Source organism: Staphylococcus sp. GDY8P67P (genome assembly GCF_017892545.1).
GTDB lineage: Bacteria > Bacillota > Bacilli > Staphylococcales > Staphylococcaceae > Staphylococcus > Staphylococcus ureilyticus.
Window position 1 is genome coordinate 155,229 of the sequence record NZ_JAESLH010000029.1, and the last position, 14,686, is coordinate 169,914.

At 34.6% G+C, this 14,686-nt stretch carries 13 protein-coding genes; 3 read left to right on the forward strand and 10 right to left on the reverse strand.

Annotated elements, in window-relative coordinates; genetic code table 11:
* Positions 1-148: 148 nt before the first annotated feature.
* The 3 genes from solA to KA833_RS11510 all read left to right on the forward strand — a co-directional run bounded on the left by solA (position 149) and on the right by KA833_RS11510 (position 3,423).
* A complete protein-coding gene (gene solA, locus KA833_RS11500; RefSeq protein WP_210128330.1) occupies positions 149-1,333 on the forward strand; it encodes an N-methyl-L-tryptophan oxidase in 1,185 nt (394 codons plus the stop codon).
* Positions 1,334-1,335: 2 nt separating this feature from the next.
* A complete protein-coding gene (locus KA833_RS11505; RefSeq protein ID WP_210128329.1) occupies positions 1,336-2,469 on the forward strand; it encodes a M20 family metallopeptidase in 1,134 nt (377 codons plus the stop codon).
* Positions 2,470-2,562: 93 nt separating this feature from the next.
* The gene (locus KA833_RS11510) at positions 2,563-3,423 is read left to right on the forward strand and encodes a LysR family transcriptional regulator (RefSeq protein ID WP_210128328.1); all 861 of its coding nucleotides are present in this window, start codon (positions 2,563-2,565) and stop codon (positions 3,421-3,423) included.
* 22 nt (positions 3,424-3,445) lie between these two features.
* Here the strand turns inward: KA833_RS11510 and add are convergent, their stop codons facing one another.
* The 10 genes from add to KA833_RS11560 form a co-directional block, all read right to left on the reverse strand.
* Positions 3,446-4,423, reverse strand: coding sequence for an adenosine deaminase (add, locus tag KA833_RS11515; RefSeq protein WP_064209674.1), 978 nt, complete (start codon positions 4,421-4,423; stop codon positions 3,446-3,448).
* A gap of 492 nt (positions 4,424-4,915) precedes the next feature.
* Complete coding sequence (gene cysC, locus KA833_RS11520; protein ID WP_064209675.1) at positions 4,916-5,524, reverse strand: adenylyl-sulfate kinase; 609 nt, start codon at positions 5,522-5,524, stop codon at positions 4,916-4,918.
* Positions 5,525-5,543: 19 nt separating this feature from the next.
* Entirely contained in the window at positions 5,544-6,725 is a 1,182-nt protein-coding gene (gene sat, locus KA833_RS11525) for a sulfate adenylyltransferase (RefSeq protein ID WP_064209676.1), read from the reverse strand.
* A gap of 21 nt (positions 6,726-6,746) precedes the next feature.
* Positions 6,747-7,652 (reverse strand): sulfite exporter TauE/SafE family protein, encoded by a 906-nt coding sequence (locus KA833_RS11530; RefSeq protein ID WP_046207121.1) that lies wholly within the window; start codon positions 7,650-7,652, stop codon positions 6,747-6,749.
* Between the two features lie 23 nt (positions 7,653-7,675).
* Positions 7,676-8,287 carry an NAD(P)-binding protein gene (locus tag KA833_RS11535; RefSeq protein ID WP_070038454.1) on the reverse strand — a complete coding sequence of 204 codons (612 nt, stop codon included), beginning with the start codon at positions 8,285-8,287 and terminating at the stop codon, positions 7,676-7,678.
* A 44-nt stretch (positions 8,288-8,331) separates the two neighbouring features.
* Positions 8,332-9,066 (reverse strand): sirohydrochlorin chelatase, encoded by a 735-nt coding sequence (locus KA833_RS11540; protein ID WP_210128327.1) that lies wholly within the window; start codon positions 9,064-9,066, stop codon positions 8,332-8,334.
* A 19-nt stretch (positions 9,067-9,085) separates the two neighbouring features.
* Complete coding sequence (gene cobA / locus KA833_RS11545) at positions 9,086-9,856, reverse strand: uroporphyrinogen-III C-methyltransferase (protein ID WP_064209678.1); 771 nt, start codon at positions 9,854-9,856, stop codon at positions 9,086-9,088.
* 23 nt (positions 9,857-9,879) lie between these two features.
* Complete coding sequence (locus tag KA833_RS11550; RefSeq protein WP_226861048.1) at positions 9,880-11,547, reverse strand: NADPH-dependent assimilatory sulfite reductase hemoprotein subunit; 1,668 nt, start codon at positions 11,545-11,547, stop codon at positions 9,880-9,882.
* A gap of 58 nt (positions 11,548-11,605) precedes the next feature.
* Entirely contained in the window at positions 11,606-13,429 is a 1,824-nt protein-coding gene (locus tag KA833_RS11555; RefSeq protein ID WP_046207548.1) for an assimilatory sulfite reductase (NADPH) flavoprotein subunit, read from the reverse strand.
* Positions 13,430-13,623: 194 nt separating this feature from the next.
* On the reverse strand, positions 13,624-14,346 hold the full coding sequence (locus KA833_RS11560) for a phosphoadenylyl-sulfate reductase (RefSeq protein WP_046207126.1): 723 nt from the start codon (positions 14,344-14,346) through the stop codon (positions 13,624-13,626).
* Between the last annotated feature and the right edge of the window lie 340 nt (positions 14,347-14,686).

Here is a 14,686-nt window from a genome sequence, read left to right on the forward strand (position 1 = left end):
GTTAGGCAAAATACTTATGTATATGGATATCACTTTTAGAGATATCAACCATCTCTTTTTGTAATTTTACACCTAGAACTATTGCTATTAGACTTGAAAGAAATACTTGCCAAATGATTAAATTTGTTTCAATTAAGGAGAGATGGAAATGGGAAAACATTACGATGTCATCGTTGTCGGAGCTGGCTCTATGGGTATGTCAGCTGGATACTATTTAGCAAAAAGTGGGTGGAATACACTAATGATAGATGCTTTTGATCCACCACATGAAAATGGAAGTCATAGTGGTGATACAAGATTAATAAGACATGCTTGTGGAGAAGGTTTATCGTATGTCCCCATTGCTTTGAGAGCACAAGAACTTTGGAATGAACTTCAAAAACAAACAAATGAACGTATATTTTTAAATACAGGTGTTATTACTTTTGGTCCTAGTGATTCATTATTTGTACAAACTGCAATCAATGGTGCTCGGCAATATAATCTAAATACTGAAACTTTATCTGCTAAACAAATTAACGAAACTTGGCCAGGTATTACAATACCTGATGGCCAAATTGGTTGCTATGAACCTGAAGCAGGTGTGCTATTTTCTCAAAATTGTATTCGCGCTTTTAAGCGACTCGCTCTAAATCATGGTGCCGAATTAAAAATCAATTCGCCAGTGATGCATATTGATATTCTTAATGACTCAGTAGAAGTTCAGACCCCCTCTGAAACAGTTACAGCAAATAAATTAATTATTACTGGTGGTGCTTGGAATAAAAAAATTCTAGATGATTTAGATTTAAAACTACAACTTCAACCTTCTAGACAAACGATAGCATGGTTTGATTTCAATGATATTTTATACAAGTCAGATGGATTTCCAGGCTTTTTTGCCGACGTTCCGAGTGGTGTATATTATGGATTCCCTTCTATTGATGGTACTGGTTTAAAAATAGGACGTTATGATAACGGAGACCCTATTGATCCAACTTATTACAATAAATCATTCGGGTCTTATGTAAAAGATGAAAAAGATATTAGTGGTTTTTTGAACGCATATATGCAACAAGCTAATGGAAATATCAATGTAGGTAAAACTTGCATGTTCACCAATACATTAGATGAGCATTTTGTGATAGACAAACATCCCAAATACGAACATATTGTCATTGCTGCTGGTTTTTCAGGACATGGCTATAAATTTTCAAGTGCCGTCGGAGAAATATTATATGAATTAGCCACTAAAGGTAAGTCCAAACAAGATATATCACTATTTAAAATAACACGTCCAAGTTTACAGCCTGAAAATAAAGAAAAAGTTTTTAATAAAGCAAGGGGGGTTTAAACATGACACAATCAAATTTAGAATTCTTACAATCGCTCATCAATGTCGATAGCACCAACCCACCTGCTAACGAAAATAACGTTGTACAAATTTTTAAACAACGGTGTGCATCTCGTAATATTCCTTTTGACATTACACATTTAAGTGACAAAAGAAGTAATTTTTTAGTAACTTTAAAATCTGAGCATCCAAACGCTAGCAAACTCTTATTATCTGGCCATACCGACACTGTAAAAATAGGCGCACAAAAATGGGATTATGATCCTTTTAAAGGCGATATTGCTCATGGAAAATTATATGGAAGAGGAACAACAGATATGAAAAGTGGTTTAGCTGCTTTATATCTTGCTTTAGAATCTTTGATTGAGGAAAACTATGAATTCAAAAAAGATATTGAATTTTTAGCCACTGCAGGAGAGGAAGTAGATTCAATCGGTGCGGAACATTATGTCAAAAACGCAAATATGGATAATGTATCTGCTATCATCATAGCAGAACCCACGACTGAGAAAGTTGCAATTGGACATAAAGGAGCATTATGGATAGAAGTCACTTTGACTGGAAAAACTGCACACGGCGCAATGCCAGAACAAGGTATTAATGCAGTTGAGGGCATAAACAAAGTCATTCAATTGGTAAATGATTTAAAAGACGAATGGTCAGAAGAAACAGCAGCTTTAGGTAAGAGTAGCATCTCAGCAAATATGGTTAACGGTGGCATTCAAACGAACGTGATACCCGACAAATGTACATTAAATGTTGATATACGAACAGTTACACCTAATATTCATGACAAACTATACAAGCAATTTAATCAACGCTTAACTCAGATATTTGCTGATAGTAACTCTCCAAAAGTAAACACAAAAATATTGCTTGACCGGGCGACTGTTTTAACGGATGTCGATGCTGAAATTATTCAAAAAGCCTTAGATATTTCGGAAGAAAATGATATTACTGGAATGGCTTATTATACCGATGGATCCGTGCTAAATCCTAACAGCGACATTCCCACATTAATTTATGGGCCAGGAATAGAAACATTAGCACATCAACCCAACGAATATGTAGAAATAGCAGCTTTTGAACGATCTATAGACTTTTTCAAAGCATTAATTAAAAAATATGCAACATAATTAGACTGCCGTCATAGTGACGGCAGTACTTTTTTCTGCATAAAAGAAATTGTTTCATGTATAATAGCCTCAAACGAAAACTCAGGTGATATTATGGAAATCAAAGACTTTAAAATTTTTCAAAGCGTTAGTCAACATCAAAGTATCAGTAAGGCTGCTAAATCACTAAATTATGTTCAATCTCATGTTACATTTCGCATAAAACAACTAGAACAAGAACTCAACACACAACTTTTTTTACGTCATAATAAAGGTACAACTTTGACGAAAGATGGTGAAAAATTCCAAATATATGTTGAAAAAATTTTAGCCACATTAAATGAAATAGAACATGATTTTGATAAACAAGAAACATCTAGTGGCAAAATTGATATTGGGATTGTCGAAACTATTACTAAATTACCGATGTTATTATCTATGTTTCGGAAAAATTCGCCACACGTTTCTCTTTCACTACATACCGATGTTACTGCCAATATTTCTAAAAAAATAGTCAATCAAAACTTAGATTGTGGATTTGTCACTGGTTTCAAACATCATCATCATATAAATAAAGTGGAGTTATTTAAGGAAAAACTTGTATTAATCTCCGGTACAGAGATGACCCAATTAGAAGACATAACATCCGCAGTATTTTTGGTATTTAAAAATGGCTGTAATTATAGAAGAAATCTTGAAGCCTGGTTAAAATCCGAAAATATTAAAAAGCCATTACTTGTAGAATTCGGCACTATGGAAACAATTATCGGTAGTGTAAAATCAGGTGTCGGCATTAGTTTAGTTCCGAAATCATCGGTACAAAATGATTTGGAAAACGGCTCATTATATAGCTATGAATTGCCAGACAAATATAGTAATATCTCGACAGACTTTATTTGGAATAGAAATTATCATTTAAGTCTTGCTATGACTCATTTTATTCAAACTATCAAATCTTTTGCATATCAATACTAAAATAAACAGTAGTGTATACGCGTTATGACATTGACTGAAGCACTTGCCTTTTTTCTGCTTCAGTTAAAAAGGCATATTGAACGGCACGCTTATTAATATATTTAATCTGCTTTTTATTGATTAACTGATGTTTTAATAGCAACGTATATTCTTCATTTAATGAAGTTTGTGTCACCATACGATTGTCTGTATTGATAATAAAAGGTATATCATTTTTTAATAAGTAGGGAATATTGATTTGTGACAACGTCTCTATAGCTTTAGTTTGCAAATTACTTTTAGGACATATTTCTAATAATACATCCTTCGCTTTAACTTCATTTAATATTGCTTCATCTAAATTAGCAGCAACACCATGACCGATACGTTTAGCACCTATTTTGATTGACTCTAAAACATTATGTATACATCCACACTCACCTGCATGGAGTGTTAAATTCATACCTTTTTCTAACCCATATTGAATGGTATCTTGTATTTCATGTGGTGGAAATCCTACTTCAGGACCCGCAAAATCAATACCACATATTTTTTCACTGTTATATACAGACACATCATCAAATAATTGTTTATTCACAGACGCTGCATGTTGCCTCATTGCGCAAATCAGTAAATTCACTTTCATATGTAATGTATCTTGTACAATATTAACGCCCGCTTCTACTGATTTTAGTACATCTAAAAGGGTCATCCCCTGTTCCATATGCAACAATGGTGCAAAGCGAATTTCTATATATTTAACATTATCCTCATAAGCTTGTTGCGCAACATTTACAATTGCACGCTTAAGACTATCTGCTGTTTGCAATACTTTTAATACTTCATCAAAACACTTCAAATACGACGCTAAACTTTCACAATCCTCTTGCACCGTGAGACGATCCTCGTTTAGATGTACGCCTTGTTCTTGAGCCAATTGTCGAATTAAATGTTTGCTGACTGAACCATCTAAATGACAATGTAATTCTATTTTAGGAATCTCCTTTATACTTTGATTCATTTTAGTAAACTTCCCTACCTTTATATTGTGTTCATTACTTTTAAAATGCTAATCAGATAAATTTGATTTATTTAATATAACACTTTAATTTTCACATTTCTATAAAATATATGAGTATGATTCAATACTGTTTACTTACCTACAAAACACCTTATAGTAAGCCTTTTTAAAAGTTGATACGCGCATTAACATTTAAAAACAGGGTGAAACCAACCTCGTGATTTGATTTCATAACCCTGTTTATCAATGCATTCATAATTTATAATTGGTTATAATGACCTAGTATTATCATTGATATACCTATGCCAATAAAGGATACTACCATAATTGAGATCATTATTTTTAATTCTATAAGAAAGTGTTTTCTATTTTGACCTAAACGCACAAGTAACAATCCACTCAACATTACTAAAATAAATATAATAAATAATATTATGGCAATGATATTTAATATCTCCATTCGATTGCCCCTTCAGCTTTTTATTATTAAAGTTAAATGCTATCGATATACTGATGTTGTTGTAAATAATCCATAATTTTAGATACTGATGCTTCAACAGAGAGGGTTTCTGTATCTAATACAATCTCTGGTTGTGTAGGCGCTTCATATGGCGCATTTACGCCAGTAAATTCTGCAATTTCACCATTTCTTACTTTTTTATATAAACCTTTAGGGTCTCTATTTTCACATTCTGATAGACTACATTGCGTATAAACTTCTATAAAATCATCTGTATCTAATAATTGGCGCACCGCTTCTCTATCTGATTTATAAGGAGAAATAAAAGCAGTAACTGTTATCAAACCTGCATCTACCATCAATTTACTAACTTCCCCTATACGCCGTATGTTTTCCTTACGATCTTCAGGTGAAAATCCTAGATTCCGATTCAATCCATGTCTAACATTATCTCCATCCAAACGATATGTATGGATTTGATGGTTAAATAGTGCTTTTTCGAGTTCTACGGATATCGTTGATTTTCCTGAGCCTGAAAGTCCTGTAAACCAAATGACTGCACTCTTATGTTGATTACGCTGTAACCTTTCATCTTTGGTAACCTCTGATGCGTGCCATGTTATATTTTTAGATTCTCCCATTACTATGTCTACACTCCTTTTATTTCTGTTCTTTCAATCCATTTATAAGAACTTGAGCCACTTCAGGTCTTGAAAATTCTTTCGGTAACGTTTCTCCGTTTTTCAATTTTTCACGAACTTTCGTACCACTCAAATGTAAATGTGCTGAAGCATCATGTGGACACGTTTTTGCTGTAGCCATGTTTTCACATGTTTTACAATAAAAGGCATGTTCAAATTTTAATATTTGTATACCCAATTCTGCTTCGTATCTAGCAATCAGTTCTTGCGCTTCATACGTGCCATAATAATCACCTACGCCTGCATGGTCACGCCCTACAATAAAGTGTGTACATCCATAGTTTTTACGTACTGTAGCATGTAATATCGCTTCTCTAGGCCCTGCATATCTCATTGCGGCAGGATAAATAACTAAACGCGTTTTATTTTCCGGGTAATAATTTTCCAATATAACCTGATAGCTTTCCATACGTACTGATGCTGGAATATCATCAGATTTTGTTTCACCTACTAAAGGATTCAACAATAAGCCATCTACTGCTTCTAGAGCAGCCTTTTGAATATACTCATGTGCGCGATGTACTGGGTTTCTAGTTTGAAAACCTACTACTGTTTGCCATCCTAAGTCTGTAAAGAGTTGTCTTGTTTCTTTAGGATCCAAATGATAATCTACAAATTCGTCGTGTTTAGGTCTATTTAATAAATAAATTGGGCCTGCGAGATAGACGTCCCCTTTTTCATAGACCTTTTTGACACCAGGATGATCAACATCCGTCGTTCCATATACAAGTTGCGCTTCTTTTTGTTTGTCATACGTGTACTTTTCTTCTAAGTCAATCACACCATATAAAACACCATCTTCCCCATACAAAGCCACACGAGAGCCAATATTCAAATTTTGAGATTGCGCTGTTGTCACAGGTAATGTAATCGGAATACTCCAAACCAAACCATTATCTAAATGTAAGTGTTCTACCACGTTGGTATAATCGTTTTTATTCATAAAGCCTGTCAGTGGACTGAAGCCACCTATTGCAATTAATTCCAAATCTGATAAACTCCACGGATTTAAAGTGATAGATGCGAGTGTTTCAGCTTCTTTAAGCAATTGTTCTCGCTCTGCGCCGTAGACCTCCCTATTGATAAGTGCACCACCATGAGGTTGGATGGTAGATTGTTCTTTTTCGTTTATTAATGACATGTTGTCACACTCCTTAATGAATTAATCTAATTTATTTACATTGGTTTCATCTTTAAAAGTAGCAAACGGTAATTTATTATTTTGGTATAAAGCATATAAAATTAATCCGAACCAAATCACAATCAATGCAATTTTTATTGCGATTGATAAAGCGTGATTGATTTCAACAACACTAATCAGTGAATTTGTATTTGTGAAAATAATCAATCCACTCACACACACAGCTAATATATTCATCGGTAACAGTCTGACTAACCATGCTGCAAACGGTGCAGCAATCATACCACCGACACTTAATGACACGACAAGCCACCAATTAATTTGACTCCAACCAAGAAAAATAATAAAGCTTAGCGACGCAGATACTGTCACGAAAAACTCACTTGCCGATACCGTACCAATCGCATACCTAGGTTCCAATTTCTTTTGAGCAAGTATTAATGGCGTATTAACCGGTCCCCAGCCTCCACCACCAATTGAATCTAAAAATCCTGCCACGGCGCCTTGTGGTATTAATACAAAGCGGGATGTTTGTTCATTCGTTTTTGATAATGGTTTTTCTTTAGTAAATAAAAATTGGTATAAAATATAGAGTCCCATTGATAATAGAAATACAGCGATAAATGGTTTAATAAAGTCACTGTGTATATGACTTAATATAGCAGCACCAATAAAAGCTGTTATCGCTCCAGGAATCGCTAATTTAATCATAGTAGGTTTATGTACGTTTTCAAATTTCCAATGCGACGTTCCTGACGCTGCTGTAGTAGCAATTTCTGAAAAATGTATTGTAGCTGAGACTATTGCCGGTGCTACACCAAATGTCAATAATATTGAAGAAGATGATGCGCCAAATCCCATGCCTAATGAACCGTCAATTAATTGAGCGAGAAAACCAGCCAGTGCAAAAACAAATAACTTATACATATGATGTCCCCTTTCCTTTCAATTTACTTCAGCGCTGATAACCACTTTCTAACTTCATTTTGCTTACTTATTTTTAAATATTTATCATTTAAAATTTGCTTCAAAAACCGTTCTTTTTCCTCCGATGAAAGTGAGCTACGTTTAACTTGCTGTCTACATTCATATAGGAAATCTACATAATCACCATATGCGCTATTAAAATGTTGTTGTAACTCAGCTAAAATTTGACTGGCCAGCTTAGGACTGGCACCTTGTGTTGAAACGCTGATCGTTAACTTACCACGTCGCAATATACTTGGTATCAATACATCACCTGCTAACGCTTGACCTGCCATATTAATTAATGCCTTGTCTGGCTTTGCTTGTAATATAGACTGGTTTACATTTGTATCATTCGTCGCAGCAATAATTAAATCTGCATCTTGCACATCACTGCTTTCAAATATTTTATTCCGCCACTGAATCTCTTGTTTATCAACTAATTGTTTTAAGTTATTAGTGAGCGTGGGGCTAATAATTTGAATTAGTTTTGTATATGTTTTTAAAAGATTGATACGTCTTTCTGCTATTTTTCCGCCACCTATAACAACGATTTGTTTTTGCGAAATATCAACCATTAAAGGGATGTAAGACATAATGTCACTCCTCAGATAAGGTACTTTCAACTTTGATAAAATGACTAAACTGTATCAAATGTCTCTTCCACACGTTCTTTTAATGCAATTTGTAATGTCTCATGATGACTCAGATGCGCTGCTAAAATAATGTCACTTTTAAATTGGTAAGCACTCACAACATTAGCGATGTGTTGGTCTAAAATACCTGTAAACCAGATATACGGTAAAATAAATATTTGCGAATGACCTTCATTTACTAATCGGTCCAGTGCATCTTCAAATAACGGTTCACAAGCTGCTAAATAGCACACTTCTATACTTTTAGAGGGGAACATTTCTGATAATTGTGACTTTATTACCGAAAAATCTTGCTTTGTTTGCGGATTATAACTTCCTCTACCAATAACTAATAATTTAGCGTCAGCATGAGGTGTGATTTTACGTTCTTCTAAACGTTGTTTAAGCACTTCCGTTAATCGTTTTTGTACGCCTAAAGGTTTACCATAATTAATTTTCACATTGGGAAATTGTGCTTTCATACGTTCAATTTCTTCAGGTATATCTTTGTAGTAATGTCCTGCGCTAAGTAGCAATACAGGTACCACTGAAATTTCTGTTGCACCTTGGTGCACTAATTTCCTAAAACCTTCAGATATATCCGGGTCTACAAGTTCTAAAAAACATGTTTCTTGTAAAGGAATATTAATTTTTGTTTGTACACGCGCAATCAATGACGTTGCTTCTTCGACTGCTTCTGCTACACGACTACCATGACTGACATATAAAACGCCTTGCATATCATAACCCCTCCAACAACTATGATGTGAGTTGTGTTAATAATTCATTTTTATATGTTTCTTCAAACCAACTGATTCGGTTACGTAATTTCACGACTTCACCCACAATAATCATAGCTGGATTTTCAATCTCTTTTGCACCGTGGACAATGGTTTCTAATGTGCCTACAACGGTTTTTTGTAATTTAGATGTACCCATATGTACAAGTGCTACTGGCGTATTTTTATTACGTCCATTTTTAGTTAATAACTCAACAATTTCTGGCAGCTTTTTAACTCCCATATAGATACATAACGTTTCCGGCCCTAAAGCTAGATGTCTCCAGTATTCATCCTTGTCAATTTCTTTATTGATAACACCCGTAACAAATGCAACTGAAGAGCTATAGTCTCGATGCGTTACAGGGATACCTGCGTATGCAGGTGCTGCGATACCTGCAGTAATACCTGGTACGATTTCAAATGATATATCATTTGTGGCTAATACTTCTGCTTCCTCGCCACCTCTGCCATACACGAATGGGTCTCCACCTTTCAAACGTGTAATCGTGTGTCCTTCTAGTGCTAAATCGACAAGTAATTGGTTAGTATCTACTTGCGACACTGATTTATGGTTAGGATTTTTACCACAATATATTAACTTAGCAGTTATAGATGCATAATCTAATAACTCAGGGTTAACTAAACGGTCGTATAAAATAATGTCAGCCGTTTCAATCGCTTTTTTACCTTTAACTGTAATTAAATCCGGATCACCAGGGCCCGCACCTACTAAAAATACTTTTCCCATCCTAACACCACTTTCTTAATTGATTAACTGTGGAATAATTGACCGTCTGTAACTGCTTCAACAATACCTGCCCTGACGACAAAATCACCAAAACGTTCACCAACAGTTCTTTCTTGTGCATATTGCAATAAAATAGGCCTTAAACTTTCTAATATTTCCGCTTCATCAATATTTTCTTTATACAACTTATTTAAACGATCACCAGCGAAACCACCACCTAGGTACATATTGTACTTACCTGGTGCTTTTCCAATAAATGCAATTTCAGCTAATGCTGGACGTGCACAACCGTTAGGACATCCCGTCATTCTAATGGTTATTTCTTCTTCGTTTAAGCCTGCTTCATCTAACAGACTTTCTATTTTCGTTATTAGCGAAGGTAGGTACCGTTCAGATTCTGCCATTGCTAAACCACAAGTAGGAAAAGCGACACAAGCCATAGAATTTTTCCGCAATCCCGTATAATGTTCGCCATCTGTTAAACCATATCGCTTTATCAGCGCTTCAATTTCTGGCTTTTTCTGTGTTTCAACATTCGCAATTACTAAATTTTGGTTAGGCGAAAGTCTAAAATCTCCAGTATGCACTTCAGCAATCGCTCTTAACGCTGTTTTCAATTGATATTCTTCTGTATCTTTAACACGGCCATTTTGAATAAATAATGTGAAATGATGTTTGCCACTGCCTTCAGTCCAACCATATCGATCACCATTATCTTCAAAGTGAAATGCACGCTTAGGCTCTAGTTCCCAACCTAATCGACGATTGAGCTCATCCGTAATCCATGTTACGCCTTTACGATCCACCGTATATTTAAAACGTGCATTTGTTCTCTCTTCACGATTTCCATGGTCTCTCTGAATTGTCAGGATTTTTTCACAAACATCGATGACCTGTGATTTTGGAAAATAGCCAATCAAACGTCCAACTTGTGGATATGTCGCAGTATTTCCATGTTTCATTCCCATGCCACCACCAACTGTAAGATTAAATCCAACTAATTCACCATCTTCAATAATCGAAATTAACCCAATATCTTGAGAAAATACATCGATATCATTAGAAGGTGGGACTGCAATACCAATTTTAAATTTACGTGGTAAATAGGTTTTACCATACAGTGGCTCTGGTTCTTGATCACTTGTATCTAACACTTTTTCTCCGTCTAACCAAATTTCGTGATAAGCTTGTGTTTTAGGTGAAAGATGACGGCTAATATCACTTGCAATCTGATTAATTTCCGCATGCACATCAGATTGATAGGGGTTAGGGTTACACATTACATTTCTATTAACATCGCCACATGCTGCTAACGTGTCTAATAAAGATTGATTGATATCAAACATTGTTTGCTTTAAGTTTCTTTTCAAAACCCCATGGAATTGAAACGCTTGTCTTGTTGTTAATTTAATCGTTTGATTTGCATATTGGTTCGCAATATCATCCATCGCAATCCATTGTTCTGGAGTCGAAGCACCACCTGGCGCACGCACTCTTATCATGAAACTGTATGCAGGCTCTAATTTTTGTCTACGGCGTTCGTCGCGAAGATCTCTATCATCTTGCATATAACTTCCATGAAACTTTAATAATTTAGTATCTTCTTCTGAAATCGCACCTGTAATTCTATCTGCTAACCCTTCAACAATTGTGCCGCGAAGGTAATTACTATTAGCTTTGATACGTTCCATCTCATCAAGTTTTTGAGAAAAATTTAAATTTGATTCTGTCACGTGATCAACTCCTTTTTTAATAAACGTCTCTTTGATATCGTTTGTCTTGTTTCATCTGTGTCAAATAAGTCTCAGCTTCTTCATCTGACATATTACCTTCTTTAACTAAAACCTGATGTATCGCTTTGTGTACATCTTTAGCCATATTTTGTTCGTCACCACATACATATAATGCTGCACCGTTTTTCAACCATTCATAAAAAGTTTTACTTTGTTCTTCAATTTTGTGTTGAACATAAATTTTTTCTTCTGTATCCCTTGAAAATGCCAAGTCCAACTTACTAAGAACGCCTTCTTTAAGCCAATCTTGCCACTCTGTTTGATATAAAAAGTCTGTTGTAAAATGCTGTTCACCAAAGAATAACCATGTTTGTCCTGATAAATCTAATTCTTCACGTGCTTGTAAATAAGATCTAAAAGGCGCGACACCTGTGCCGGGTCCAATCATAATGACAGGTGTAGCTTCATCGAATGGAAATTTAAAATTCGGATTTTTCTTTAGATAGACAGATATAGATGTACCAGGTTCCATACGTTCAGCTAATTGAATTGAACAAACACCTTGACGTTCACGTTGATGCGCTTGATACCTTACAGCGCCCACGGTGATATGAACTTCATCAGGATTTGCTTCATAACTGCTTGCTATAGAATATTCTCTAGGAGGCAGTTTTCTTAAAAATTGGTACAACACTTCAGGCTCGAGTTTTTCAGGTCTAAAGTCTTGAATTAAGTCAATTAAATCTCGACCATATACATAAGATTTAATCCAATCTTGATCTATAACATTTTCTGCCAATGTTTTATTTCCAAACAGCTCAGCTGCTTTTTGTAATAACGGCTTTGTTAATTTAGTGATTTCAAAATGGTGCTGTAGTGCCTCTTTTACTGTAAGTACATCACCTTTGTCATTGATTGGTACTTCTGTTTGAGCATCCCAATCTAATTGATTCAGTAACGTTTCTACCAGTTTTTCATCATTTTCTGGAATCACTACCAAGCAATCACCTGGCTCGTAGTCTTCACCATAATCTTCAAATTGTAATTCAATATGTCTAACCTCTTTATTAGAACCTCTACCATTCAAGTTAATATTTTCTAATATTTCAGCTTCATATGGTTGTGTTTTTGAATACCTTTTGTCATTTGTCAATGGTACAGTGTTCGTTGTTGTCACTTTTTCCTCGCTCAATGAAGCATCACTTAACTGTTCGATAATGTGATCCATCCAGGATTCAGCCGTATCATCAAAATCCAAGTCACAATCTTGTCTATCCACCAAGCGGGAAGCACCTAAATCTTCTAGACGTGCATCAAAGTCTTTACCTGTTTGACAGAAGAACTCATACGACGCGTCCCCGAGTGATAAAACTGAATAGCGTACACCTTCCAACTGAGGCGCTTTTCTTCCATGTAAAAATTCATGAAAGCTAATGGCATTATCGGGTGGGTTTCCTTCCCCATGAGTAGAAGAAATAATAAATAAATCTTCTACTTTTTTTAAATCCTTAGTTTTGTAATCACCCATTGCACTCAATTTCACATTGAAATTAAGTTCGACAAGACGATCAGCTAATTTTTCAGCTAAACCTTGTGCATTACCAGTTTCTGAACCATATAAAACAGTGATATGTCTCTCACTATTTGAAGTAGATTCTTTATTCAATACAAACTGAGCTACTTCCGATGGTGTTTCTTGTTTTGTAGTAACACTCTGTAAATTTGCAGTTAAATAACCGCTTAACCAAACTTGCTGCTCAATCGTAAGATTTTGAATAATTTGGTTTAGTTGTGTAGCTTGATTTTCATCAAATGGACTATTTATTACAGATAAGTTCACAACCATTTCACCTCATTTTAATTTTTTATTTAACAATCATTTATCTAAAATCACTCAACAGTTGATTCCATAACTTTTCACGGGTAATTGTAACTATCACTATAAGATTGATTTGATGACCAATCTTTAGTTATATCTATCCGATTGGAATACTAAGGATTAATAGCAAAAAAATTTTTTAACTATAAAGATGTTTAATCTGTAGTATGAAGACCGCATTCTGTTTTATTTGAATTTGTCCATCTGCCTGCTCTTGAATCTCCTGATCCTTCAACAGCTGTAGTACATGGTATACACCCTATACTTGGATAGTTAAAATCGTGTAATTCGTTATAATGCAATTCATATTTTTTAATATATTGCCAAACATCTTCCCATGTCCAATGTATCAACGGACATATTTTTACTGACTGAAAGCGTTCGTCTTTATTTATAAACTGAGTATTTTCACGACTGGGCGATTGTGCTCTACGTAATCCAGAAATCCAAGCAGTAGCACCAGACAAAACATCTTCCAATGGTTTGATTTTTCTAATATAACAACATTGGTTTGGATTATTTTTCCAAAGTGCAGGATTATATTGTGATGCTTGTTCTTCCAAAGTTAATTCAGGTTTCTTAAGTTTAATTCGTAGTTCTGGATAACGTTTTTGAACACGATCAATTAGATCGTATGTTTCTTGAAAGTGAAGACCTGTGTCTAAAAATACAATTTGGGCATCTTTCTTAACACTATAAATCAAATCAATTAATATCATGCCTTCCGCACCAAAACTGCAAGCATAAATAACTGAATCACCATAGGTTTGATAAGCCCAAGCGACGATTTCACGCGCACCTTTTGTTTCATCATCAATATCAATTGACTCAAAGACGTTTGCGTTAAAATGCGCATATGTAACTTTTGGTTCAAACATTAATTTATTCGCCCCCTCATAACATTCATAAATATATTATAATTAGAGTTATTTTTAATTTAGAATAATTTGAAAATAATTATGATTTACACTTTACTCATTGTAAATTTTTATGTCAAGTGTATATTTGAACACACGAATCAGGTATATTTTTTATTAAATTTGTAAACAAAGTGCATAGCTATAGTGTTTTTAGCACTTCTGATTTTTAATTTATTTTATTTTTATAACAACCTTGTTATATTGGATTATCGCCTTTGCTATAACCTTTTCAAATTTTTCTGAAATTTTTTGCTTTTTTTATTCTTGATTGTATTTTAAAACAGTCCGAAACATAAAT